The organism is Streptomyces sp. NPDC025793 (assembly GCF_055558375.1).
In genome coordinates, this window is the sequence record NZ_JBVHMR010000001.1 from 143,504 (window position 1) to 164,416 (window position 20,913).

The window sequence follows — 20,913 nt, forward strand, 5'->3', positions numbered from 1 at the left end:
CAATGCTACGCCTGTTCGATTTTGAGGTGCGAGCTCGTTCGCGGGGTCGGAGGGAGGTTCAGCCGAACGGGTGGCGGGGGGGGGAGTGGTGGGATGCGGGGCGAACGGACCGGCCCGCCGCCCCGCACCAGGTCAGTGGCCGTCCCGCACCGGGTCAGTGACCGGCGGCCCGCAACTCGTCCACCAGGCGGGACGTCACCGGTACCGGTACGCCGTGCCGGCCTGCCGCGCGCAGCAGTGCCCCGCCGACGGCGTCCAGCTCCAGCGGGCGGCCCGCCTCGGCGTCGCGCAGCATGGACGACTTGGCCGCGGGCGGGAAGGCGTCGTAGCGGGTGAGGGCGCGGGCCGGGTCGGCGGGGGCGCCGCAGGCGCGGCTGACCGCGGCCGTCTCGGCGACGAGGGACTCCAGCTCCTCGCGGTGCCGGGTGCGGACCTCGCCGAGCGGGAGGCCGTATCGCGTGGTGAGGAGGGCGAACGGCGCCAGGAACGCCATCTTGGCCCACAGCGCCGCCGTCTCGTCCTCGACCACGCGGGCGGCCGCACCGGCGTCGGCGAGCACGGCGGCCAGGGCGTCCAGCCGGGCGCGCGGCACGCCGTCCCCGGCGAGGTCGATCTCCGTGAACGGGCTGCCGTGCTCGATCACGCCGGGGGAGACGCGGGTGGACTCCACGCGGATCACCGCCGGCGCGACCCGGTCGGGGCGGTACCGGGCGCGCAGCGCGGCGGGGTGCTCGACGCCGTTCAGCAGCGGGACGACCAGGGCGTCGCCGAGCACGGCGGGCGGGACACGGGTCAGGGCGGCGGCGAGCGCGGTGTGCTTGACGGCGATCAGGCAGGCGTCCACCGGTTCGCGCAGCTCGGTGTCCGCCTCGACGGACGCGGTGAACGTGCCGAACTGCGCGCTGCGGACGGCGATTCCGGTGCGGCGCAGGGTGTCGGCCGTGCCGTCCTGGGCCAGGCAGACGACGCGGTGGCCGGCGCGGGAGAGCAGGGCGGCGAGGAGCCCGCCCGTGCCGCCGGGGCCGAGGACGGCCACGGTGCTCCCCGTGCTCCTGTCTCTCGCGCTCTTGTCGATGGGCCCGCTGTGCTCGGTGGGCTCGGCGGTGTCCGCGGGGTCGGTGCGTTCGGTGGCCATACGGCTGTTCCTTTCGACGGTCGGCCCCGGGGATCGGTGGCCGCCTTCGCCGTGATCATCGCAGGGGCGGGCGGCGAGCGGGAGACTGAAGGCATGTGCCGAAGTATCAAGACGCTGCGCCCGCCCGTCCTGCCCGGCGAGGCCACGGACGAGGACATCCATGCCGCCGCGCTCCAGTACGTGCGCAAGGTCTCGGGCTTCCGTGCCCCCGCCGCCCACAACCGCGAGGTCTTCGAGCGGGCGGTGGCCGCGGTGGCGCAGGCGACGGCGGAACTGCTCGACGGGCTGGAGGTGAAGGGGCGGACGCGCGCCTGATGTTGAACTTGCAAGTACTGATTAGGTTCGCCTAACCTGTGATCCTCGCTCGGTACACCCCCCCCACGACCGGCCACGTCCCCGGCCGGCACCGAAGAGGAGAACCCCCACATGTCCGCACGCCTCAACTCCGCCCAGCCGTACGTCATCGCGCTCTTCCGCGTCGTCGTCGGCCTGCTCTTCGCCGTGCACGGCGCCGCCTCCCTCTTCGGTGTGCTCGGCGGCGCCGCGGGCACCAACGGCGGCACGATCCCGTCCGGCACCTGGCCGGGCTGGTACGCCGCGGTGATCCAACTGGCCGCCGGCGCCCTGGTGTTCCTCGGCCTCGGCACCCGTGGCGCCGCGCTGATCGCCTCGGGCTCGATGGCGTACGCCTACTTCGACGTGCACCAGCAGGCCGCGCTGTGGCCCATCCAGAACGGCGGCGAGCTGTCCGTCCTGTTCTGCTGGGCGTTCTTCCTGCTGGTCTTCACCGGCCCCGGCGCCTTCGGCCTCGACCGGCTCTTCGGCAGGGGCGCGGCCGCGGACGGCGAGCGGGCCCCGACGGCCGCCTGACGCGCCCGGCGCCCGGCGCGGGACCGCGCCCTTCCCCGCCGCGAGGGGGGAAGGGCGCCGCTCTGTGTCGTCAGGCCGTCAGGCCGTCACCGTCACCGGCGCCTTCGCCGGCGACGTCCGCCGGCCGTCGCTCACGACGCGCTGCCGAACGGCACGGTGAAGCAGGCCGCCCGGGCCCCCTTCGTGCCGGGCTCGCTGTGGATCACCACCGAGGCGGCCTGGCCCTTGCGGAAGGCCCAGTCGTGCCGCGCGGTCGCGTGGCCGATGCCGTTCGCGTCGGCCTTGAAGTCCAGCCAGGCCTCGTTCTTGTCGTTGACGTGGGCGGCGTCCGTGCCGGCCTTGTCCTGGTAGTGCTTGCCGGCGGCGTCGGGCTTGGCCCCGCAGGCCTTCTGGTGGATGTGGGCCCCGTACTGGTGGCCGGCCTTGAGGCCCGCCACCCGCAGCTCGACCGTCGTGGCGCCGCCTGGCCTGGTCTGCTGCCGGACGTTGATCAAGGCGCCCGCCGGGACGAGTTTCTGGTCGTACGTCACGGCCTTCGACGCGACGGTCGCGGTCGGCGGGCTGAACACACCGGAGGCGTCCAGCGTGAAGCCGGGCGCGCTTGCGGTTCCGGTCGCGAACAGGGCTGCGGCGAGGGCGCCCGTGTATACGGCTGCCACCATGAGTGCACCTTTTCCTGCGCTAATGCGCCGTTTCGTTCCTTTACATGTCTTCTGTCCGAAGACAGGCCTCTCTACGTTGCTACGGGACACGGGACCGCTCCGCCGCACGGGGGGCGCCGGAAGAGTGAACCGACGCCCGGAATCGCCCCATCGGCCCCCCTGGCCCCGGCTGTCACACCCCCCGCGTACGCTGTATGGCTGTCAACGGGGGAGCAACGGGAGTCGTGGTGTTCGAGAGTGTGGGGTCACTGGCCGACGGGCCGTGGATCTACGCGGTGGTGGCTTTGTCCGTGCTGCTCGACGTGTTCGTACCGGTGCTGCCGAGCGGTGTGCTCGTCATCGCGTCGGGCACGGCCGCGGCGGCGGGCTCCGGCGCGGCCACCGGCCAGGTCCCGCACGGCGTGCCGGACCTGCTCGTCCTGATCGTCTGCGCGGCGACCGCCTCGGTCCTCGGCGATCTCGTGGCCTACCGCCTGGCCTGGCGGGGCGGGGAGCGGCTGGACCGGGCCATAGCGCGCTCCCGGCGGCTGACCACCGCGCAGGAACGGCTCGGTGACGCGCTGGCCCGGGGCGGCGGCGCGCTCGTGGTGCTGGCCCGCTTCGCCCCCGCCGGCCGCTCGGTCGTCTCCTTCTGTGCCGGCGCCGCCCATCGCCGCGCCCGCGACTTCGTCCCGTGGTCCGCGCTGGCGGGTCTGTCCTGGGCGGCGTACAGCGTCGCCCTCGGCTACTACGGCGCCCAGTGGCTCGGCGCGACCTGGCTCGCCACGGGCGTCTCCCTGGCGGCCCTGTTCGGCGCGGGCGCGGCCGCGGGCTTCCTGGTGCGCCGCCGCCCGGCCTCCTGACCGGCGGCGACGGAAACGGCGGGCCGGGCGGCCCGCCGTTTCCGTCGCCGTGGCAGGCGTGCGGACGTCAGCAGCTCGCCAGGTCCTTGGCCAGGGCGTTCTTCTCGGCGGTGTCGACCGAGAGGTCGTAGTAGTACTTCACCTGCACCCAGGCGCGGACATAGGTGCAGAGGTAGGCGGACCGGGACGGGACCCAGGTCGAGGGGTCCTGGTCGCCCTTGGACTGGTTCACGTTGTCGGTGACGGCGAGGAGCTGCGGGCGGGTGACGTCGTTGGCGAAGGCCTGCCGCTGGGCGGTGGTCCACTTGCCCGCGCCGGAGTCCCAGGCCTCGGCCAGCGGGACGAGGTGGTCGATGTCGACGTCGGAGGCGGCGGTCCAGGTCGCCCCGTCGTACGGGGAGTACCAGCTGCCGCTGGTCGCGGTGCAGGCGGAGTCGGTGACGACGTTCGTGCCGTCCCGCTTGAGGATCCACTCACGGGTGTTGCAGGTGCCGGAGACGGTGATCCAGGTGGGGAAGAGGGAGCGCTGGTAGCCGGTGCGGTCCTCGGTGGCCACGGTGAGCTGGGCGAGGTAGCTGCGGGCGGTGGCGCCGCCGACCGGCGTGGGGAGGGCGGCGGACGCGGCGGGCGAGTCGAACAGGGCGGCGGAGGCTATGAGAACGGTAAGAGCCGCGAGTATGCTCAGTCGTCGACGCGCGTAGATCATCGCGGAGCGGGCCATGCGAACTCCCTTGTGGGGTGGGGGTGTTGGGGTGCGAGCGGGGGAATACTCGCGAGGCGGCGTAGCCGCGAGGTGAGCGTTCGGTAAGAAGTTAATGACGCGTTCATGACACAGCAAGGCCTCGGCTGGTTCACGGCCGAACTTTCACATCCCGTACGATGGGTCGCGCAGAAGGGGAGTAGCTCTTCGCCGGACCGTCGACATACTGCTCAGCGAGCCTGAGCCGGCGCCCGGAGGCGGACACCGAGTCTCATCGGGATCCGTCGGCGAGACCTTCGGCAAGCAGTGCACGTCCGTGCCCACCGGCGCGGGCGCCGAGTGTGCTGCCATGCCGAGGTGTCATCGTGACGTACCACACTCTCGGCGGGGCGGCCCGACCGATTGAGGAACCTTGATCAGCATTACCGTGACGGCGCTCGTCTTCGGCGTCATCTTCCTCGCCGAACTGCCGGACAAGACCGCGCTCGCCGGTCTGGTCCTCGGCACCCGCTACCGGGCGAGCTACGTCTTCGCGGGCGTCGCCGCCGCCTTCCTGCTGCATGTCGTGCTGGCCGTCGCGGCCGGCAGCGCGCTGACCCTGCTGCCGCAGCAGATCGTGCACGCGATCACCGGAGTCCTCTTCCTCGGGGGCGCGGCCATGCTGCTGCTCCAGAAGCACGAGGACGAAGAGGAGATCAAGAAGCCCGCCGACCAGTCCTTCTGGAAGGTCGCGGGCACGGGCTTCACGCTCATCCTCGTCGCCGAGTTCGGCGACCTGACCCAGATCATGACCGCCAACCTCGCCGCCCGCTACAACGACCCGATCTCCGTCGGCCTCGGTGCGACGCTCGGCCTGTGGGCCGTCGCCGGACTCGGCATCGTCGGCGGGAAGGCCCTGATGAGGAAGGTGCCGCTGCGGCTGATCACGCAGATCGCGGCGCTGCTGATGCTGGGGCTGGGCGTGTGGAGCCTGTACGAGGCCGTCGCCGGCTGAGCTGAACGGCGGGTGAACCCTCGACGGAGCCGCTGGCGGGATCGGGCGCTGTTTTGTACCGTGGAGGAACAAAGTGGCTCCCGCCCGTTTTCCCTGACCGGCGGGCGGGGCTCCTTTGTCCCCTACGGTCCCTCCCCGCGGGGATCCTCTTCGTTCCTGGAGCTGCCGATGACGGCCACCGCCACGCCCACGGTCCTCACCGCCCGCGCCCTCCTGCTCGACATGGACGGCACCCTCGTCAACTCGGACGCCGTGGTCGAGCGCATCTGGCGGCGCTGGGCCGAGCGGCACGGGCTGGCCGGCGACGAGGTGATGAAGGTCGTTCACGGCCGCCAGGGGCACGCCTCCATGGCCGTCCTGCTGCCCGAGCGGCCCGTCGAGCAGAACCTCGCCGACAACGCCCGCATGCTCGCCGAGGAGACCGCCGACACGGACGGCGTGGTCGAGATCCCCGGCGCGAGCGCCTTCCTGGCCGCCCTGCACGGTCTCCCGCACGCCCTGGTGACCTCCGCGGACGTCGCGCTGTCCACCGCGCGCATGAACGCCGCCGGGCTGCCGCTGCCGCAGGTCCGGATCACCGCCGAGTCGGTGGGCGCGAGCAAGCCCGACCCCGAGGGCTTCCTGAAGGGCGCCGCCGAGCTGGGCGTGGCCCCGGCCGACTGCGTGGTCTTCGAGGACTCCGGGGCCGGGATCGCCGCAGGGCGGGCCGCGGGGATGACCGTGGTGGGCGTCGGCCCCCGGGCCGGCCTGCACGAGCCCGACGTGGCCGTGGCCGACCTCACGCGCGTACGGGTCGAGGCGGGCGCCGACGGGACCGTCCGGCTGCACATCGGCTGACGCGGGCGGACCGGTGCCGCCGAGCGCTCCGCCGGGAGTGGCGGACGGTGCACGTCGGTCGTCTGCGGCGCCGGCCTGGCTGGTCGCGCCCGCGCGGCGGACCCGCATATGGAGGGAGCCCCGCGCCCTTCCGGGCGAACGCGGGGCCCGCCCTCACTGCTGCGACGGCTGTGACGTCTCCGACTCCAGACGCTGCCGGGTCGCCGGGCCGAACTCCCCGTAGGGGTCACCGGTGATGCCCCGGGCCAGCTGGTAGGTGCGCACCGCGTCCTCCACGGGGCGGGTGAAGACGCCGTCGACCTGGTCGGCGTACAGGTTCAACTGCCGCAGCCGCTCCTGGAGTTCGGTCACCTGCGGGCCCTGGTCGCCGCGGCGCAGCACCGGCGCGGCCGCGGGTGTGGTCCGCGCACCGGCGGAAGCCGTCGCGGCGGGGGAGGGCGAGCGGAACGCCGTGGGGGACGGTGCCGCGGAGGTCGGCGGCGCGGACGGCGTGGCCGGCCGGGCCGGGGCCGGCGGGGCCGAGGACGGCGGGGCCGAGGACGGACGCACCAGCGAGCGGGACACGGGCGGGGAATCCGCCGCCGGCGAGGACGACGACACCGGCGCGCTCACGTCCGGGACGCTCGCCCGGACCTCCTGGGCGGCGGAACGGTCCCGCGACGACGGGGTGTCGTACGAGAACAGCCCGCTCGCCAGGCCGGCCGCCGCCACGACCGCCACGCCCGCGCCGGCGGCCGACAGCAGGACGGCGCGCCGGGGACGCCGGCGTGGCGCCTCGCCCGGCACGGTCTCCGCCGTGGCCGCGCCGTCCGCCCCGCCCCCCTCGAACATCCGCAGGTCCGTCGTGCTCGGCCCCGGTATCGGGCGCAGGGGCAGCGTGGCCTCGACGGGCGGCACCGCGCCGGTCTGCGCGGGCTCGTCCACCTCGACGTACGGGCGGATCCGTAACGGGTCGAAGTCCTCCGCCGCCGCCGCCTCGGCCGTCCGCGTCTCCCGCAGGGCCTCGGCCGCCCGCTCGGTGCAGTCGCACGACGGACTCCGGTCCAGGCCCCTCGGCGCCCCGCACCGCGGGCACGTACGGCCCTCGGGACTCCCGGGACTCTCCGGACCGCCGGGCCTCGCGGAATCACTCATGTGTTCGTCCTCCCCTTGCGGACTTCCGAGACTATGCGGACCTTGTCCGCATCCGCCGTCAAAAACGCGGGACTCGGCAGGCCATAACCGGTCACACCGACGACGATGGAGAAGGTGCATTCCGAGCCTCCCGGGAGGTCTCCATGACCCTCGACACGCACGGCACGACGAAGGACGTGAAGGACAGCGAACACGTTCCCGGCAATGTGTTCGTCCCCATCGGCGCCCTGCTGCTCGGACTGCTGCTCGCCGCGCTCGACCAGACCATCGTCTCGACCGCGCTGCCGACGATCGTGAGCGATCTCGGCGGCCTGGAGCATCTGTCCTGGGTGGTCACCGCCTATCTGCTGGCCTCGACCGCCGCGACCCCGCTGTGGGGCAAGCTCGGCGACCAGTACGGCCGGAAACGGTTGTTCCAGACGGCAATCGTGATCTTTCTCATCGGCTCGGCGCTGTGCGGCATGGCGCAGAACATGGGCGAGCTGATCGGGTTCCGCGCGCTCCAGGGCCTCGGCGGCGGCGGGCTGATGGTGCTGTCGATGGCGATCGTCGGTGACCTCGTACCGCCGCGCGAACGCGGCCGCTACCAGGGGCTGTTCGGGGCCGTCTTCGGCGCGACCAGCGTGCTCGGGCCGCTGCTCGGCGGGCTGCTGACGGAGCATCTGAGCTGGCGCTGGGTGTTCTACGTCAACCTCCCCGTGGGCGTCGTCGCGCTGGCCGTGATCGCCACCGCGCTGCGCCTGCCGCGCCGCAGCGAGCGCCACGTCATCGACTACCTCGGCACCTTCCTGATCGCCGCCGTCGCCACCTGCCTGGTCCTCGTCGCCTCGCTCGGCGGTACGACCTGGCCCTGGGCCTCGGCGCAGATCATCGGGCTCGCCGTGCTGGGCGTGCTGCTGGCCGTGGCCTTCGTGGCCGTCGAGCGGCGGGCCGCCGAACCGGTGCTGCCGCTGAAGCTGTTCGGCATCCGCACCTTCACGCTCGCCGCCGTGATCAGCTTCATCGTCGGCTTCGCCATGTTCGGCGCGATGACCTATCTGCCGACCTTCCTCCAGGTCGTCCACGGTGTCTCGCCGACCGTGTCCGGGGTGTACATGCTGCCCATGGTGTTCGGCCTGCTGCTGTCCTCGACCGTGTCCGGACAGATCGTCAGCCGCACCGGGCGCTGGAAGGTGTTCCCGGTCACCGGCACCGCCGTCACCGCCATCGGCCTGCTCCTGCTGCACCGGCTCACCGAGCACAGCCCGACCGCCGTGATGAGCGTCTACTTCTTCGTCTTCGGTCTCGGCCTCGGCCTGGTCATGCAGGTGCTGATCCTCATCGTGCAGAACGCGGTCTCGTACGAGGACCTGGGCGTGGCCACCTCCGGCGCGACCTTCTTCCGCTCCATCGGCGCCTCCTTCGGCGTGGCCATCTTCGGCACGATCTTCGCGAGCCGCCTCGGCGACAAACTCACCGCCGCCTTCCGGGGAGTCCCCCTGCCGCCCGGCGTCAGTGCGAACGCCGTGAAGTCCGACCCGCGGGGCATCGCCGCGCTGCCGCCGACGCTGCGCCCGGCCGCGCTGCACGCGTACGCCTCCGCCATCACGGACGTCTTCCTCTACGCCGCCCCGGTCGCCCTGCTCGGCTTCCTGCTGGCGTGGTTCCTGAAGGAGGACCCGCTGCGCGGCTCGGTCACCGCACCGGACGTCTCCGAGACCCTCGCGCCCAATCCGGTCGAGCGTTCCTCCTACGACGAGTGCTGCCGCGCGCTGTCCGTGCTCGGCACCCGCGAGGGCCGCCGGGAGATCTACGAGAAGATCACCGCACGGGCCGGCTACGACCTGCTGCCCGCCGCCGGCTGGCTGCTGCTGCGCATCCGCAGGTACGGCTCGGTCGAACCCTGCGTGCTCGCCGAGCACGGCCCCGTCCCGCTGGAGGTCCTCCTCGCCGCCGCCCGCCAGGTCGAGGAACGGCGCCTTGCGCAACGCGAGGGCCTGGACCTGTACCTGACCGACGCCGGCCGCGAGGTCGCCGACCGGCTGGCCGCGGCCCGCGAGGAGTCGCTGGCCGAACTCCTCGGCGACTGGTGGCAGCCGGACCGCTCGACCGACCTGACCGAGCTGGTGAAGGAACTCACCGGCGAACTGTGCGGCTCCGCGCGCGAACAGCCACGCGAACAACCGCACGGCCGGCCGGTGACCGGGCTCAGCTGACGGTCAGTTCCTTGCGGAACCAGTGCTCGGCGTACGCGGCGTCGTTGTGCGGCTCGGTCTCCGCGTAGCCGAGGCGGGCGTACAGGGCGCGGGCCTCGACCAGATCGCCGCGGGTGTCGAGCACGATCCGCCGGGCCCCGAGGGCGCGGGCGGCCTCCTCGGCGGCGGCCACGAGCAGCGGGGCGCCGCCCTTGCCGCGCAGGTGATCGTGCACGAACACCCGGGTGAGTTCGGCGGTGTCCGGGTCGAGCAGCCGTACCCCCGCCGAGCCGCCCGCCTCACCCGCGTACCAGCCCACCAGCAACTGCCCGGCGGGCGGCGCGAGTTCGGCTCCGTCCCCGGCCGCGATCTCCCGCTCCAGCTCGCCGGGGTCGGTGCGGTGCCCCTTGTGCAGCACGTACCAGCGGTCGCTGACCTCGGTGTAGTACGCCCGCCACAGGGCGGCGGCGACAGGGGAGTCGTACGGTTCCGGTGCGATGGTCCACGTCATGCCGGAGTGTCACCCCCGGCCCGCCGCCGGTGCCACTCCCGTACGACCTCCTCGACGTCGTACGGCTTCCTGCCCAGCGGGGGGCCGGGCGGGGGCTTGAACATCATGTCCTTGATCTTGACGTTGACGTCCTCGACGATCTTCCGGGCGATCCGCTCCGAGGGGGCCGCGTAGGCCGCGTCGAGGGCGTCCTCGGCCTCCTTGCGGAGGGCGAGCGCGGGCGGCAGGACGGACAGGCCCTCGCGCGCCATCTTCCGTTTGATCCACCACAGTTCGTCGTAGGCGGAGTCGACCTCGCTCGGCAGCGGCTCGCCCGCTCCCGGCAGTCGCTCGAATTCACCGCGCCCCTGCGCGTCACGGATCTGCTTGTCGACAAACGAGTCGAACGACACACCCGGTGGCTTTCGCTCGGTCATGACTCCATTGTGCCGGACGCGGCCCGGCGGGGCGTTCTATCATGCGGCGGCGGCAGGCCGATCCGGCCTCGTCGCGAGGACGTGCACGGATAGTGCACGGACGTGCACGGACATCACAGGGGGAACGCACGTGCTCGAACTCACCATGGCCACCGTCTCCGAGGCCGACTCCGGCGCCACGGCCGGTATGACGATGGCCGACGCGCCGAGCGAGCCGGGCGCCGCGCTCCGGGTCGGCCGGGACGCGGCGGTGTGCAAGCTGGTCACGCCCGACGACTGGCTGTTCGTCTCCCGCGTCCACCTGGAATTCGTGTGCGCCCCCGACGGCGGCTGGCAACTGACCTGGCTGCGCGGCTCACAGGCCGAGCCGTCCGCCGAAGTGCGCCTGGTCTCGGGGGAGTTCAGCCAGCCCCTCGGCTACGGCGCGACCGTACGGCTGCCGCACGGCGGGTCCGGCGAGATCGTCGTCCAGGACCGCACCGCGCCGCGCAGCGTCAACGTCGGCTTCTACCACGAGGCGTAGCGCCCCCCACGCACCCGGTGCGGCTCAGGCGAGCACCCGGGCCAGCGCGAACCCGTCGTAGCCCTTGGTGCCGACCGTCTGGAGCGCCGTACCGCTCAGCCTCGGGTGGGTGGCGATCAGGTCGATCGCGGCGCGGGTGCCGAGCACGTCCGGATCGGTGCTGTCCGGGTCGGCGACCCGGCCGCCGCGCACCACGTTGTCGATCACGATCACGCTGCCCGCACGGGTGAGCCGCAGCGCCCACTCCACGTAGTGCGCGTTGTTGGCCTTGTCGGCGTCGATGAAGACCAGGTCGAACGGGGGCGGGTTCTCGTCGGCCAGCTTGGGCAGCGACTCCAGGGCCGGGCCGACCCGCACCTCCGCGATCCGGTCCAGGCCCGCCCGGGTGATGTTCCGCACGGCGACCTCGGCGTGCCGGGCGCTGTACTCCAGGGAGACCAGCCGGCCGTCCTCGGGCAGCGCCCGGGCCAGCCAGATCGTGCTGTACCCGCCGAGCGTGCCGATCTCCAGCACGGTGCGCGCGCCCTGCAACTGCGCGAGGAGCTGGAGGAACTTGGCCTGTGCGGCCGTGACGGCGATGTCCGGCAGCCCGGCCGCCTCGTTCTCCCGCAAGGCCGCCTGAAGCGCCTCGTCGTCGGGCGCCAGGTGGCTGATGAAGTAGTCGTCGACGTCGTCCCAGAGCTGCGAGCCGGTCATGCTCCTGCTGCCTTTCCCGAGTGCCTGCGCTTCCCCTGCGCGGTCATCGTCTCAGCCGAGGGGCAACGAGGGGGAGATCGGCGGCCGGGCCCGGACCGGTGGCGGCGCGGCCCACGCCGGGAACCCGGCGACGGTGAGGACCGCCTACCGCGCCTCCCGGCCCTCCACCGCCGGCGCCGACCCCGGAAGGGGGCGTCCCGCCGACTCCGCCATCCGCCACACCGCGAACCCGCCCACGACGGCCGCGGCCATCATGTAGTACGCGGGCATCATCATGTTCCCCGTCGCCCCGATCAGCGCGGTCACCACCAGCGGAGTCGTGCCGCCGAACAGGGACACCGACACGTTGAAGCCGATCGACAGGGAGCCGTAGCGCACCCGGGTCGGGAAGAGCGCGGGCAGCGCGGCCGGCATGGCCGCCGTGAAGCAGACCAGGAGCAGGCCCAGCGCGCCCATGCCCAGCGCGACGGCGAGCAGGCTGCCCTGGCGGATCAGCAGCAGGGCGGGGACGGACAGGAGGAGGAAGCCCGCACAACCGGCCGCGATCACCGGGCGGCGGCCCACCCGGTCGCTCAGCGCGCCCGCGAACGGCTGGACGACCATCATCAGGGCCATCACGCCCAGCACGACCAGCAGCCCGTGCGTCTCGTCGTACTTCAGCTCGCTCGTCAGATAGCTCGGCATGTACGACAGCAGCATGTAGTCGGTGACGTTGAAGACCAGCACCAGGCCCACGCACACGAGCAGGGCCTTCCACTGGCCCGCGACCATCTCGCGCAGCGGCACCTTCGGGCGCCGCGCCTCCGCCTTCTCGACCTGTGCCGCGAACGCCGGGGTCTCCTCCAGCCGCATCCGCAGGTACAGGCCGATGACACCCATCGGGCCCGCGATCAGGAACGGGATCCGCCAGCCCCAGGACAGCAGGTCGGCGGACGACAGCAGGGCCGTCATCAGCGTCACCAGGCCCGCGCCGCCGATGTAGCCCGCCAGCGTGCCGAACTCCAGCCAACTGCCGAAGAAGCCGCGCTTCTTGTCGGGCGCGTACTCGGCGATGAAGGTCGACGCGCCCGCGTACTCGCCGCCCGTCGAGAAGCCCTGCACCAGACGGGCCGCCAGCAACAGCAGCGGCGCACCCACGCCGATCGACGCGTACGACGGGATCAGGCCGATGGCGAACGTGCCCGCCGCCATCATGATCATCGTGACGGCGAGGACCTTCTGGCGGCCCACCCGGTCGCCCAGCGGACCGAAGACCATGCCGCCCAGCGGCCGGACCAGGAACGCCGCGGCGAAGGCGCCGAACGTCGACAGCAACTGCGCGGTCGGGCTGCCGGAGGGGAAGAAGACCTTGCCCAGGGTGACCGCGATGTAGCTGTAGACACCGAAGTCGAACCACTCCATGGCGTTGCCGAGCGCCGCCGCCTTCACGGCGCGCCTGACGAGCGCGGGGTCGACGACGGTGACGTCGGTGGGGGCCTGCGCGGCCCGCGGGGTCTTCGGGTGCGGGGTGACGGCTGTGGCGACGGCCAAAACGGGGCTCGCCTACCTTTCGACGGGGACAGGGGCAAAAGGTGACCATAGGTGGCTTTCAGGTCCTTACGTGACGTAAGTGCGCGACTGCACAGCGCGGCCAAAGGGGGTGTGTACAGGCAGGTCCGTACGCTGCGGCCGCGCTCCCCGGCGCCCCCGCTGTGACCCTTCTCGCGCCCCGGCCCCGCAACCGCACAGGGTGCGCACTATCGTCATCCGGACAAAAGGCGGACGAAAACCGGGCGGACGTCAGGTGAAGTGGGGGTTGCCCGCGTCTCTGTCCAGAGCCGGTGGGAACCTCATAGGGTTTTGAGAAGGACGGGGCGGGAGGCCGACGGGGCGTGGCGAACGTGGAGCACAGCGGGCGGCCGACGGATGCCTTCGGGCAGGACTCCCCCGGAGCACGACTGCATGCGGCCAGGCTGGGACTGTGGGCGGTCGCGGCGATCCTCGCCGTACGGCAGATGGCCGCCGTCCTCAGCACTCCGAGCGCCGAGCGGTTGACCGACCTGGAGACCTGGGTCGGCCCGCACGGCGTCCTGCACGTGGACGGCTCGATCTACGACTCCTCCCGCTTCACCGGCACCCCCTTCGGCGGGCTGGTCCTCAAGCCGCTGACCCGCTCCGCCGAGGCCGCGCTCGGCTGGGGCTGGACCTTCGGCACGCTGCTGCTCGTCGTCGCCCTCGGCCTGGTCGCCGCCCGCGCACTGCCCCAGCCGGTCAGCCGCCGCACCTCGCTGCTGGCCGCGCCGGTCGCGATCAGCCTGCTCATGCTGTCGCTGCCGGTCCGCAACGCCCTGTGGCTCGGCCAGACCAGCATCCTGCCGGTGCTGCTCGTCCTGCTCGGTCTGTTCGCGGTCCGCGGGGAGCGGGCCAGCGGCCTGTGCATAGGCCTCGCCGCCGCGTTCCAGCCGACCCTGCTGATGTTCGCTCCGCTGGTGTGGTTCACCGGCCGCCGCCGGGCCGCGCTCAGCACGGCCGGCACCTTCGCCGCCCTGACCGCGCTCGCCTGGGCCGCGCTGCCGCACGACTCGTACGCGTACTGGGTGCACCACCTGGCGGGGGCGGGCCTCGGCGGCAAGGCCGACGCCCTCGGCAACCAGTCACTGCACGGCGCGCTGCTGCGGCTCGGCGTGTCCGGGTGGCCGGAGATCACCGTCTTCCTGCTGCTGGCCTCCGCCGTCGCGGCCCTCGCCATGCGCCGCGCGGTGCACTACGCGGCCGACGGGCAACTGCTGCTCGCGGTCGCCGTCACCGGCTGTGCCGTCGTCGCCGTCTCGCCCACCGCCTGGCAGTACCAACTGCTGTGGGTGCTGCTCGCGGTCGTCGGCCGGGTCGGCAGGAAGGCCTCCGACCGCTACGTCTGGCCGGTGGCCGTCGTCCTCGTCACGACGCTCCCGGCGAAGATGATGCTGCCGAACACGCCGGCGCTGTACCCGCTGCGCGACAACCTGGTGCTGCTCGCGGCCCTGGCCGCCGCGACGACGGTCCCCTTCCTCTCTCGAACCTCCCCCTCCTACCGGACCCCGATCCACACGGAGTACGCCCCACCGGTCCCGGCCCGCTTTCGACGCGTCCCCCTCCTCCCCTTCCTGCGCCGCGTCCTGACCCGCCCGAACCTGCTGCTGGAACTGCTCCTCATCCGGGTCGTCTACGCCGCCTACTCACAGGTCCGCCTCGCCGCGACCGGCGGCACCGTCTCCGGCGGCCGGGCGCGCGCCGAGCACCACGGGCACATCGTGCTCGACATCGAGCGGTTCCTGCACATCGACATCGAGCACTGGGTCAACCACTCCGTGGCGAAGATCGAGTGGCTGCGGGACTTCTTCAGCTTCTACTACGAGTCCTTCCACTTCGTGTTCCCGCTGACGGTCCTCGCCGTCCTCTACCGGCGCCGCCCGGTCGACTACCGCTGGGCCCGCGCCTCCCTCGGCTTCGCCACCTTCCTCGCCCTGATCGGCTTCTGGTTCTTCCCGCTGGCTCCGCCGCGCCTGATGCCGCACCTCGGCATCATCGACACCGTCCACGGCGCGCAGAACTTCTCCAAGCCGGACTACGGCGCGCTGACCGCGCTCACCAACCAGTACGCGGCGATGCCCTCGCTGCACTTCGGCTGGGCCCTGTGGTGCGGCGTGGTCATCGCGGTCATCGCCCCGAAGCGGTGGATGAAGGCCCTCGGCCTGCTGCACCCCTTCCTCACCGTCTCGGCCATCATCGCGACCGGCAACCACTGGGTGCTCGACGCGATCGGCGGCGCGGTGGTGGTCGGCGCCGGCTTCGGGCTGTCGTACGTGCTTCAGGGGCCGAGGCTGAAGACGGTCACGGCGGTGACAGGAGCCCAGGAGGAGGCAGAGAAGGTGAGCGTCGGCAGCACGTGACCGTGCGGCCCAACGGTCACTGCTCGACTCCGCACTCGAACCACACCGTCTTACGGCCCAGCACCCACGGGGTCACGCCCCACTTGCCGACCACGGCATCCAGCAGTGCGAGTCCCCGGCCGCCCTCTGAGTCAAGGTCCAACTGGCGGGGCGGCCGGGGAAGTTGGAAGAACCCGTCGGCCACCTCGACCCGGACGCCGGCGGTCTGCCGTACGAGCAGGACGGTGCAGCGCCGGTCGGGAACGTGCCGTACGACATTGGTGACCAGCTCGCTCAGGCCCAGCTCCACGGCGCACGTCAGCTCCGTCAGCTCCCATTCGTGGAGGAGCGAGCGGGCGATACGGCGGATGTGGCGTACCGAGTGCTCGCCGACGGTGAGGTGCATGCGGTACTGGGGAGTGCGGGGAATGTTGAGGTTCACAGGGCGAGGCTGACCTGGGATCACTACGCTGGGCAACTGGACGAACACAACATGTCCGGGAGGGGACTTGGCATGGTCAACATCAACACCCTCGACCCCAGCGCCTCACCGCTCGACTACTACGGCTTCGAGCTGCGCCGGTACCGGGAAGCGGCAGGGCTGACGCAGAGGCAGTTCGGGGACGTCATCAACTACACGGGGTCGATGGTCGGCCAGGTGGAGACGGCCCGGAAGCTGCCGACGCTGGACTTCAGCCAGCGGTCGGACGCGGCGCTGGAAACGGGCGGGTTGCTGACGCGGCTCCACCCGCTGGTGATGCGAAGCCAGCTTCCGGCGTGGTTCCAGCAGGTGGCGGAGTTGGAGGTGCGGGCCGTTGAGATCTGCTCCTTCCAGACGCATATGGTCCTCGGCCTGCTTCAGACTCCGGCTTACGCCCGTGCGGTGCTCGGAGCCGTGGATCGTAGCGACCTCGACGACCGCACCGCAGTCCGGCTGGCTCGACAGAGCGTTTTCGAGAAGGAGGAGCCGCCGGTCTTCTGGGCGGTCCTCAGCGAGGCCGCACTCCACTTGGAGATCGGCGGCAGGAAGGCCATGCACGGTCAACTGGCTCATCTGTTGGCCTTCGAGCACACCCCCCGGATCAACATCCAGGTGCTGCCGTTCTCCGCAGGTGCGCACGCCGGTACGCAAGGCTCGTTCGACCTCTATCGCTTCGCGACCGATCCGGCCATCGTCTACACCGAGGGGTACGGCAGCGGGCATCCGAGCGCGCACCCAGACACCGTCAAGGACTGCTCGCTCCGTTACGATCATCTCCAGGCCGCCGCACTCTCCCTCAAGGACTCGGCGGAGTTGATCCGGCGTGTGATGGAGGACCGCTATGGAGAGCAAGTGGCGTAAGTCCAGCTACAGCGGAGACCAGGGCGGTCAGTGCCTTGAAATGGCTGAACTGCCCGACGAGGGCATTGCCATCCGTGACTCCAAAACCCCCGCGGGGCCGATCCTCACCCTCGGCCCCGCCGCCTTCACCACCTTCGTCAACTGGACCTCGGCTACAGCCGCTGAATGATCGTCCCCGTCGCCAGCCCACCGCCCGCGCACATCGTGATGAGCGCGAACTCCTTGTCCGTGCGCTCCAGTTCGTGCAGGGCGGTGGTGATCAGGCGGGCCCCCGTCGCGCCGACCGGGTGACCGAGGGCAATCCCACCGCCGTTCACGTTGACCTTGTCCAGGTCCTGTTCGAAGACCTGGGCCCAGCTCAACACCACCGACGCGAACGCCTCGTTGATCTCGACAAGGTCGATGTCCTTCAGCGTCATCCCCGCCTTGCCCAGCACCGCCCGCGTCGCGTCGATCGGGCCGTCGAGGTGGAAGTGCGGGTCGGCGCCGACCAGCGCCTGAGCGACGATCCGTGCCCTCGGCCTCAGCTTCAGGGCGCGGGCCATCCGTTTCGACGCCCACATGATGGCCGCCGCCCCGTCCGAGATCTGCGACGAGTTGCCCGCCGTGTGGACCGCCGTCGGCATCACCGGCTTCAGCCTCGCCAGTGCCTCCATCGAGGTGTCCCGCAGGCCCTCGTCCTTGTCGACCAGGCGCCACATGCCCTGACCGGCGTACTGCTCCTCCTCGGTCGTCGGCACCTGCACGGCGAACGTCTCGCGCTTGAAGCGTTCCTCCGCCCACGCCAGTGCCGCCCGCTCCTGGGACCTCAGCCCCAGTGTGTCGACGTCCTCCCGTGTCAATCCCCGGTGGCGGGCGATGCGTTCGGCGGCCTCGAACTGGTTCGGCAGGTCGACGTTCCACTCGTCCGGGAACGGCTTCCCCGGGCCGTGCTTCGACCCCGACCCCAGGGGGACCCGGCTCATCGCCTCCACGCCGCAGCTGATCCCCACGTCGATCACGCCGCCGGCGACCATGTTGGCCACCATGTGCGAGGCCTGCTGCGAGGAGCCGCACTGGCAGTCGACGGTCGTCGCGGCCGTCTCGTAGGGCAGGCCCATGGTCAGCCAGGCCGTGCGCGCGGGGTTCATGGACTGTTCGCCGGCATGGGTGACGGTGCCGCCGACGATCTGCTCGACCGCGTCGGCGGGGATGCCGGTGCGACCGAGGAGTTCACGGTAGGTCTCGCCCAGGAGATAGGCGGGGTGCAGGTTGGCGAGCGCGCCGCCGCGCTTGCCGATCGGGGTGCGGACGGCTTCGACGATCACGGGTTCGGCGGCCATGGGTGCGGGTCCTCTCCGAGGGCTCTGCGAGGGCTCTGCGGGGCTCTCCTCCAGAACGTGCAGAACTAGTACGCGTTCTAGTTCTCAGGGCAGTTTGCTGACGTGATGTCCATCACCGCAAGGGTCTTGCAGCGGATGGAGCCGGATTGGGGGTGTCATGCCTCTTGTGAGTTGTAGAACCCGTTACTACGGTCACGGCATTCAGCATCCACTGATGGACCGTCAGGACTTGACGACGGGAGCCACCGATGCCCTGTCCCGCGCTGCCAGACGGGTTGGACCTCACCGACCCCGATCTGCTCCACCACCGCGTGCCCCTCCCGGAGTTCGCCGAGCTGCGCCGCACCGAGCCGGTCCGCTGGATCCCGCAGCCGCACGGCGTCGCGGGCTTCGCCGACGCCGGCTACTGGGCCGTGACCCGGCACGCGGACGTCAGGTACGTCTCCACGCACCCCGAGCTGTTCTCCTCCACCCTCAACACCGCGATCATCCGCTTCAACGAGCACATCCAGCGCGACGCGATCGACGCACAGCGCCTCATCCTGCTCAACATGGATCCTCCGGAACATACGCGCGTCCGGCAGATCGTGCAGCGGGGCTTCACGCCACGTTCCATCCGCGCCCTGGAGGAGCGGCTGCGGGCCCGCGCCGAGTCCATCGTCGCGGCCGCCCGCGCTCGCTCCGGGCCCTTCGACTTCGTCACCGAGGTCGCCTGCGAACTGCCGCTCCAGGCCATCGCCGAGCTGATCGGCGTACCCCAGGAGGACCGGTCCAAGATCTTCGACTGGTCCAACAAGATGATCGCCTACGACGACCCCGAGTACGCCATCACGGAGGAGGTCGGCGCCCAGTCGGCCGCCGAGATCATCGCCTACGCCATGAACATGGCCGCCGAGCGCAAGCAGTGCCCGGCCCGCGACATCGTGACGACCCTGGTGGCGGCGGAGGACGAAGGCAACCTGAACTCCGACGAGTTCGGCTTCTTCGTGCTGATGCTGGCGGTGGCCGGGAACGAGACCACGCGCAATGCGATCACCCATGGGATGCACGCGTTCCTGACCCACCCCGAGCAGTGGGACCTCTTCCGGCGGGAGCGGCCCGGGACGACGGCCGAGGAGGTCGTGCGCTGGGCGACCCCCGTCAACGCCTTCCAGCGGACGGCCACCCAGGACACCGAACTGGGCGGGGTGCTGATCAAGGAGGGGGACCGGGTCGGGCTCTTCTACGCCTCCGCCAACCACGACCCCGAGGTCTTCGCCGACCCCGACGCCTTCGACATCACCCGCGACCCCAACCCGCACCTGGGCTTCGGCGGCGGCGGTCCGCACTTCTGCCTCGGCAAGTCCCTCGCCGTCCTGGAGATCGACCTGATCTTCAACGCCATCGCCGACGCCATGCCCGGCCTGCGGCTGGCCGACGAGCCCCGGCGGCTGCGCTCGGCCTGGATCAACGGGGTCAAGGAACTCCGGGTCACCGCCGGATGACGCACCGACTTCCGCGCCCGCCCACTCCTGTGCTCCCGGCTCACTCTTGGCCGGATGCCACCACCGCCAGCACGGCGGAGACGGCCGCCGCGAGCGCGAGCGGCAGGCCGAGGCCGTGGTGCAGGACCAGCCACGCGCCCAGGAAGGCACCGGCGAGCATGGCGATCACCGAGGCCGTACGGCGCGGGGAGCGGTGGCCGGTGGCGTCGCCGAGCCGGGACTCGGAGGCGAGGCCGGTCAGGGTCATCGTCAGCACGGTGGTCGTCAGGTCGGCGACGCCCAGCTTGCGGACCGTGGCGTTGCGCAGGCCCATCGCGTAACCGGTCAGGGCGATCAGGGCGTAGACGGTGCCGGTGGCGCGCGGCCAGCCGAAGGCGACCGCCGCGGACACGCCGACCAGGGCCGCCTCGGCCACGAGGGTCAGCCGTGTCCAGCGTCGGCGCGAGCCCCCGCCGACGCGGGCCGCCAGCCGGCCGCCGGTCACCGCGCCCAGCAGGAAGCAGCCCAGCGAGGTGGCCGTGTGCGGGACGGAGAAGCCGGGCGCTCCGGCGGCCGCGAAACCGAGGACGACGACGTTGCCGGTCATGTTCGCCGTGAAGACGCGGCCCAGCCCCAGATAGCTGACGGCGTCGATGAGCCCGCTGACCACGGTGAGCATCAGCAGTACGAGCACGAGCCGCAGCCCGCGCGCCTCGGGGTCGCAGGTCTCCTGTGCGGGTGCGTCGTCCGCTGGGCTCATCGCCCCAGTGGACCATGCCGGGGCGGGAGAACGCCGAAGGCGGCGGCCCCGGATCGGGGCCGCCGCCTTCGGCGGTGGTGCGGTGCGGGCCGGCTCAGTACCAGCCGTTCGCCTGCCAGAAGCTCCAGGCCTTCACCGGGCTGCCGTAGCGGGAGTTCATGTAGTCCAGGCCCCACTTGATCTGGGTGGCCGGGTTGGTCTTCCAGTCGCCGCCGGCGGAGGCCATCTTCGAACCGGGCAGGGCCTGGACCAGGCCGTAGGCGCCGGAGGAGGAGTTGGTCGCGGCCGGGTTCCAGCCGCTCTCGTGCGAGACGATCTTGCTGAACGCGTTGAACTGCGCGGCGTCCGGGATCATCTTGTGCGCGATCGCCTGGGCGGAGGAGGCCGTGGCGGGCGTGGCGGCCTGGGCGGGCGCCGCGGTCAGAGCCAGACCGGCGGTGGCGGCGGCCACGGCGGCGGTCGTGAGGGCCTTCTTCGGGGAAGCGATGCGGCGGATGAAGGAGGCGGTCACGGAGAACCTCTTGCGTCGGGGACAGGAGATCGCCGGTATGCCGTGCACCGCCGCTTGCGCGTCGGCCGCATCCGTTCGCATACGTCGGCGCCGCGGCCCGGGTGGGCTCGTGGCGCCTGGCGACGTCCTCCAGA

The 20,913-nt window shown here is 71.8% G+C and carries 23 protein-coding genes; 11 read left to right on the top strand and 12 right to left on the bottom strand.

Annotated elements, in window-relative coordinates; translation table 11 throughout:
- Positions 1-154 precede the first annotated feature (154 nt).
- A complete protein-coding gene (locus ACZ4MF_RS00695) occupies positions 155-1,135 on the bottom strand; it encodes a ketopantoate reductase family protein (RefSeq protein ID WP_467488477.1) in 981 nt (326 codons plus the stop codon).
- Between the two features lie 93 nt (positions 1,136-1,228).
- On the opposite strand from ACZ4MF_RS00695, the gene ACZ4MF_RS00700 reads away from it, so the two are divergent.
- Positions 1,229-1,450 (top strand): DUF2277 domain-containing protein, encoded by a 222-nt coding sequence (locus ACZ4MF_RS00700; protein ID WP_467488479.1) that lies wholly within the window; start codon positions 1,229-1,231, stop codon positions 1,448-1,450.
- 111 nt (positions 1,451-1,561) lie between these two features.
- The gene (locus ACZ4MF_RS00705; protein ID WP_467488481.1) at positions 1,562-2,005 is read left to right on the top strand and encodes a DoxX family protein; all 444 of its coding nucleotides are present in this window, start codon (positions 1,562-1,564) and stop codon (positions 2,003-2,005) included.
- A gap of 131 nt (positions 2,006-2,136) precedes the next feature.
- Here ACZ4MF_RS00705 and ACZ4MF_RS00710 read toward each other — a convergent pair whose 3' ends face one another.
- On the bottom strand, positions 2,137-2,667 hold the full coding sequence (locus ACZ4MF_RS00710; RefSeq protein ID WP_467488483.1) for a superoxide dismutase family protein: 531 nt from the start codon (positions 2,665-2,667) through the stop codon (positions 2,137-2,139).
- 227 nt (positions 2,668-2,894) lie between these two features.
- Between ACZ4MF_RS00710 and ACZ4MF_RS00715 the strand changes: the two genes are divergently transcribed.
- The gene (locus ACZ4MF_RS00715) at positions 2,895-3,509 is read left to right on the top strand and encodes a DedA family protein (protein WP_356030680.1); all 615 of its coding nucleotides are present in this window, start codon (positions 2,895-2,897) and stop codon (positions 3,507-3,509) included.
- 67 nt (positions 3,510-3,576) lie between these two features.
- Here ACZ4MF_RS00715 and ACZ4MF_RS00720 read toward each other — a convergent pair whose 3' ends face one another.
- Positions 3,577-4,230 (bottom strand): HNH endonuclease family protein, encoded by a 654-nt coding sequence (locus ACZ4MF_RS00720; protein ID WP_467488485.1) that lies wholly within the window; start codon positions 4,228-4,230, stop codon positions 3,577-3,579.
- Between the two features lie 391 nt (positions 4,231-4,621).
- Between ACZ4MF_RS00720 and ACZ4MF_RS00725 the strand changes: the two genes are divergently transcribed.
- The gene (locus tag ACZ4MF_RS00725) at positions 4,622-5,203 is read left to right on the top strand and encodes a TMEM165/GDT1 family protein (RefSeq protein ID WP_467488487.1); all 582 of its coding nucleotides are present in this window, start codon (positions 4,622-4,624) and stop codon (positions 5,201-5,203) included.
- Between the two features lie 168 nt (positions 5,204-5,371).
- Complete coding sequence (locus ACZ4MF_RS00730; RefSeq protein ID WP_467488489.1) at positions 5,372-6,040, top strand: HAD-IA family hydrolase; 669 nt, start codon at positions 5,372-5,374, stop codon at positions 6,038-6,040.
- 153 nt (positions 6,041-6,193) lie between these two features.
- Here ACZ4MF_RS00730 and ACZ4MF_RS00735 read toward each other — a convergent pair whose 3' ends face one another.
- Entirely contained in the window at positions 6,194-7,174 is a 981-nt protein-coding gene (locus ACZ4MF_RS00735; protein ID WP_467488491.1) for a peptidoglycan-binding domain-containing protein, read from the bottom strand.
- Positions 7,175-7,317: 143 nt separating this feature from the next.
- Between ACZ4MF_RS00735 and ACZ4MF_RS00740 the strand changes: the two genes are divergently transcribed.
- Positions 7,318-9,369: an MDR family MFS transporter gene (locus ACZ4MF_RS00740; RefSeq protein ID WP_467488493.1), complete on the top strand. Its 2,052-nt coding sequence runs from the start codon at positions 7,318-7,320 to the stop codon at positions 9,367-9,369.
- On the opposite strand, the gene ACZ4MF_RS00745 is transcribed toward ACZ4MF_RS00740, so the two are convergent.
- Together ACZ4MF_RS00745 and ACZ4MF_RS00750 are read right to left on the bottom strand one after the other, a co-directional pair.
- The gene (locus ACZ4MF_RS00745) at positions 9,362-9,859 is read right to left on the bottom strand and encodes a GNAT family N-acetyltransferase (protein ID WP_467488495.1); all 498 of its coding nucleotides are present in this window, start codon (positions 9,857-9,859) and stop codon (positions 9,362-9,364) included. The two genes, ACZ4MF_RS00740 and ACZ4MF_RS00745, sit on opposite strands and share 8 nt — an antisense overlap.
- Positions 9,856-10,275 carry a DnaJ family domain-containing protein gene (locus tag ACZ4MF_RS00750; protein ID WP_467488497.1) on the bottom strand — a complete coding sequence of 140 codons (420 nt, stop codon included), beginning with the start codon at positions 10,273-10,275 and terminating at the stop codon, positions 9,856-9,858. The genes ACZ4MF_RS00745 and ACZ4MF_RS00750 overlap by 4 nt, the downstream gene beginning before the upstream one ends.
- Positions 10,276-10,405: 130 nt before the next feature.
- Between ACZ4MF_RS00750 and ACZ4MF_RS00755 the strand changes: the two genes are divergently transcribed.
- On the top strand, positions 10,406-10,798 hold the full coding sequence (locus tag ACZ4MF_RS00755) for an FHA domain-containing protein (RefSeq protein ID WP_376285141.1): 393 nt from the start codon (positions 10,406-10,408) through the stop codon (positions 10,796-10,798).
- A gap of 24 nt (positions 10,799-10,822) precedes the next feature.
- Here the strand turns inward: ACZ4MF_RS00755 and ACZ4MF_RS00760 are convergent, their stop codons facing one another.
- Positions 10,823-11,494: an O-methyltransferase gene (locus ACZ4MF_RS00760; RefSeq protein ID WP_467488499.1), complete on the bottom strand. Its 672-nt coding sequence runs from the start codon at positions 11,492-11,494 to the stop codon at positions 10,823-10,825.
- Positions 11,495-11,638: 144 nt separating this feature from the next.
- Positions 11,639-13,024 (bottom strand): glycine betaine/L-proline transporter ProP, encoded by a 1,386-nt coding sequence (proP, locus tag ACZ4MF_RS00765; protein ID WP_467488501.1) that lies wholly within the window; start codon positions 13,022-13,024, stop codon positions 11,639-11,641.
- Positions 13,025-13,365: 341 nt separating this feature from the next.
- Here proP and ACZ4MF_RS00770 point away from each other — a divergent pair, with 341 nt between their 5' ends.
- Positions 13,366-15,402 (top strand): bifunctional glycosyltransferase 87/phosphatase PAP2 family protein, encoded by a 2,037-nt coding sequence (locus ACZ4MF_RS00770; RefSeq protein WP_467488503.1) that lies wholly within the window; start codon positions 13,366-13,368, stop codon positions 15,400-15,402.
- A gap of 16 nt (positions 15,403-15,418) precedes the next feature.
- On the opposite strand, the gene ACZ4MF_RS00775 is transcribed toward ACZ4MF_RS00770, so the two are convergent.
- Entirely contained in the window at positions 15,419-15,787 is a 369-nt protein-coding gene (locus ACZ4MF_RS00775; RefSeq protein WP_467489454.1) for an ATP-binding protein, read from the bottom strand.
- 108 nt (positions 15,788-15,895) lie between these two features.
- Here ACZ4MF_RS00775 and ACZ4MF_RS00780 point away from each other — a divergent pair, with 108 nt between their 5' ends.
- Together ACZ4MF_RS00780 and ACZ4MF_RS00785 are read left to right on the top strand one after the other, a co-directional pair.
- Entirely contained in the window at positions 15,896-16,723 is an 828-nt protein-coding gene (locus tag ACZ4MF_RS00780; RefSeq protein ID WP_467488505.1) for a helix-turn-helix domain-containing protein, read from the top strand.
- Positions 16,704-16,892, top strand: a complete 189-nt coding sequence (locus ACZ4MF_RS00785; RefSeq protein ID WP_467488507.1) for a DUF397 domain-containing protein — start codon at positions 16,704-16,706, stop codon at positions 16,890-16,892. Before ACZ4MF_RS00780 ends, ACZ4MF_RS00785 begins: the two co-directional genes overlap by 20 nt.
- Here ACZ4MF_RS00785 and ACZ4MF_RS00790 read toward each other — a convergent pair.
- Complete coding sequence (locus ACZ4MF_RS00790; protein ID WP_467488509.1) at positions 16,876-18,045, bottom strand: steroid 3-ketoacyl-CoA thiolase; 1,170 nt, start codon at positions 18,043-18,045, stop codon at positions 16,876-16,878. The two genes, ACZ4MF_RS00785 and ACZ4MF_RS00790, sit on opposite strands and share 17 nt — an antisense overlap.
- Before the next feature lie 248 nt (positions 18,046-18,293).
- On the opposite strand from ACZ4MF_RS00790, the gene ACZ4MF_RS00795 reads away from it, so the two are divergent.
- Positions 18,294-19,529, top strand: a complete 1,236-nt coding sequence (locus ACZ4MF_RS00795; RefSeq protein ID WP_467488511.1) for a cytochrome P450 — start codon at positions 18,294-18,296, stop codon at positions 19,527-19,529.
- A 40-nt stretch (positions 19,530-19,569) separates the two neighbouring features.
- Here the strand turns inward: ACZ4MF_RS00795 and ACZ4MF_RS00800 are convergent, their stop codons facing one another.
- Positions 19,570-20,268: a YoaK family protein gene (locus ACZ4MF_RS00800; protein ID WP_467488513.1), complete on the bottom strand. Its 699-nt coding sequence runs from the start codon at positions 20,266-20,268 to the stop codon at positions 19,570-19,572.
- A 94-nt stretch (positions 20,269-20,362) separates the two neighbouring features.
- Entirely contained in the window at positions 20,363-20,779 is a 417-nt protein-coding gene (locus tag ACZ4MF_RS00805; RefSeq protein WP_467488515.1) for an aggregation-promoting factor C-terminal-like domain-containing protein, read from the bottom strand.
- Positions 20,780-20,913 lie beyond the last annotated feature (134 nt).

Coding starts and splice junctions, on each gene's coding strand:
- ACZ4MF_RS00695 (WP_467488477.1), bottom strand. CDS start 1,135: ATGGCCACCGAACGCACCGACCCCGCGGACACCGCCGAGCCCACCGAG.
- ACZ4MF_RS00745 (WP_467488495.1), bottom strand. CDS start 9,859: ATGACGTGGACCATCGCACCGGAACCGTACGACTCCCCTGTCGCCGCC.
- ACZ4MF_RS00795 (WP_467488511.1), top strand. CDS start 18,294: ATGCCCTGTCCCGCGCTGCCAGACGGGTTGGACCTCACCGACCCCGAT.
- ACZ4MF_RS00720 (WP_467488485.1), bottom strand. CDS start 4,230: ATGGCCCGCTCCGCGATGATCTACGCGCGTCGACGACTGAGCATACTC.
- ACZ4MF_RS00705 (WP_467488481.1), top strand. CDS start 1,562: ATGTCCGCACGCCTCAACTCCGCCCAGCCGTACGTCATCGCGCTCTTC.
- ACZ4MF_RS00800 (WP_467488513.1), bottom strand. CDS start 20,268: ATGAGCCCAGCGGACGACGCACCCGCACAGGAGACCTGCGACCCCGAG.
- ACZ4MF_RS00780 (WP_467488505.1), top strand. CDS start 15,896: ATGGTCAACATCAACACCCTCGACCCCAGCGCCTCACCGCTCGACTAC.
- ACZ4MF_RS00785 (WP_467488507.1), top strand. CDS start 16,704: ATGGAGAGCAAGTGGCGTAAGTCCAGCTACAGCGGAGACCAGGGCGGT.
- ACZ4MF_RS00710 (WP_467488483.1), bottom strand. CDS start 2,667: ATGGTGGCAGCCGTATACACGGGCGCCCTCGCCGCAGCCCTGTTCGCG.
- ACZ4MF_RS00760 (WP_467488499.1), bottom strand. CDS start 11,494: ATGACCGGCTCGCAGCTCTGGGACGACGTCGACGACTACTTCATCAGC.
- ACZ4MF_RS00750 (WP_467488497.1), bottom strand. CDS start 10,275: ATGACCGAGCGAAAGCCACCGGGTGTGTCGTTCGACTCGTTTGTCGAC.
- ACZ4MF_RS00700 (WP_467488479.1), top strand. CDS start 1,229: ATGTGCCGAAGTATCAAGACGCTGCGCCCGCCCGTCCTGCCCGGCGAG.
- ACZ4MF_RS00730 (WP_467488489.1), top strand. CDS start 5,372: ATGACGGCCACCGCCACGCCCACGGTCCTCACCGCCCGCGCCCTCCTG.
- ACZ4MF_RS00735 (WP_467488491.1), bottom strand. CDS start 7,174: ATGAGTGATTCCGCGAGGCCCGGCGGTCCGGAGAGTCCCGGGAGTCCC.
- ACZ4MF_RS00775 (WP_467489454.1), bottom strand. CDS start 15,787: ATGCACCTCACCGTCGGCGAGCACTCGGTACGCCACATCCGCCGTATC.
- ACZ4MF_RS00740 (WP_467488493.1), top strand. CDS start 7,318: ATGACCCTCGACACGCACGGCACGACGAAGGACGTGAAGGACAGCGAA.
- ACZ4MF_RS00790 (WP_467488509.1), bottom strand. CDS start 18,045: ATGGCCGCCGAACCCGTGATCGTCGAAGCCGTCCGCACCCCGATCGGC.